1 protein-coding gene is annotated in these 1,275 nt (G+C 40.3%); it reads left to right on the top strand.

Going from position 1 to position 1,275, the window contains the following annotated elements:
- The first annotated feature begins 180 nt into the window (after positions 1 to 180).
- Positions 181 to 1,128 (top strand): IS30 family transposase, encoded by a 948-nt coding sequence (locus tag AB0O34_RS36885; RefSeq protein ID WP_351004109.1) that lies wholly within the window; start codon positions 181 to 183, stop codon positions 1,126 to 1,128.
- Positions 1,129 to 1,275 lie beyond the last annotated feature (147 nt).

The following is a 1,275-nucleotide window of genomic DNA, read 5'->3' as shown; positions in this document are numbered from 1 at the left end:
TGTTGAGTCACAAAATTTTTCTGCTTAGCATCTTTTAGTTCTTCACTGTATTTTTGATCAAGTTTACTTAATTTTTTAATCGCAAATTGTAAAATGAAGTTAGCCACCTTGAGTCAAGCAAAAAACATCTGAATCTCTTATACTAGAAGTTCGACCAAATAGTATAAAAAGGAAATTCAGATGCAAGACTATTCTATCACAAGCCAGAGCAAAGGGAAACACCTGACCAATCAAGACCGTTTAAACATTGAACGTTGGCACAATAAAGAAGGACTGAGCAACCGTGAGATTGCGCGCTTATTGAATAAAGCTCATGGGACGATTGACAGAGAGATGAAGCGAGGGGAAATCCAGCTCAAGCGGAAGGTAAAATACTCTGCTAAAAAGGCTCAAGAAAATTATGAAGGATTGAGGGCTCACAGTGTTCGTCCGAGTAAACTCACGACTGAGATTGATTGTTATGTGAGTACACGTCTTAAAGAAGACAAGGACTCTTTGGAAGTCATTCATCAGGCTCTAAAAGGAGTTTCTCTGAGCAGCCTCTACAATTGGGTCAACTGGGGCTGGTTAGAAGCCAAGCGTCATCATCTTTTCTATCCGCAGTATAAGGCGGCAAAGAAAATCAAACCTCGTGCGCCAAAGCATCCTTTTGGTAAGTCTATTGAAGAACGGCCTGAGTTCATTAACAATCGCTTAGAAGTGGGGCATTACGAGATTGACACGGTCATTCTTACGAGAGCTAAGAACAAGGTGCTTTTGACGCTCACAGAGCGAAAATACCGCACGGAGATCATTCGCTTGATTGATGGGAAAACAGCACAGGCGGTCAATGATGAGCTGGTGGAACTTCAAAAAAGTTATGACTTCAAATCCATTACCCCTGACAATGGCCATGAATTTGCAAGGCTCTCTGAGGACGTAAGCTGTCCAGTTTACTATGCACACGCCTACGCGAGCTTTGAGCGAGGGACGAATGAAAACCATAACCGAATGATTCGTAGGCATCTGCCAAAAGGCACAACAAAGACGACCCCTGAAGAAGTCGCCGCTATCGAGTATTGGATGAACCATTATCCAAGAAAAATGTTCAACTATAAGAGTTCATATGAGATGAGCTTGGCTGGCTAACTTGGACTTGCAATTTGCGAAATTTTAATTATACTAACTAATAATATTAAATATCGAGGTTCCAAAATGATTAACAACTTTAAAAAATTTTATTTTTTCTTTATGAATGATCCACATTAGTTTTTGGCTAATAAAATGTGGGTCCTC

The sequence above is a fragment of the Sphaerisporangium sp. NPDC088356 genome, assembly GCF_040685555.1.
GTDB lineage: Bacteria > Actinomycetota > Actinomycetes > Streptosporangiales > Streptosporangiaceae > Sphaerisporangium.
This window is presented reverse-complemented; position numbering and strand designations above follow the sequence as displayed.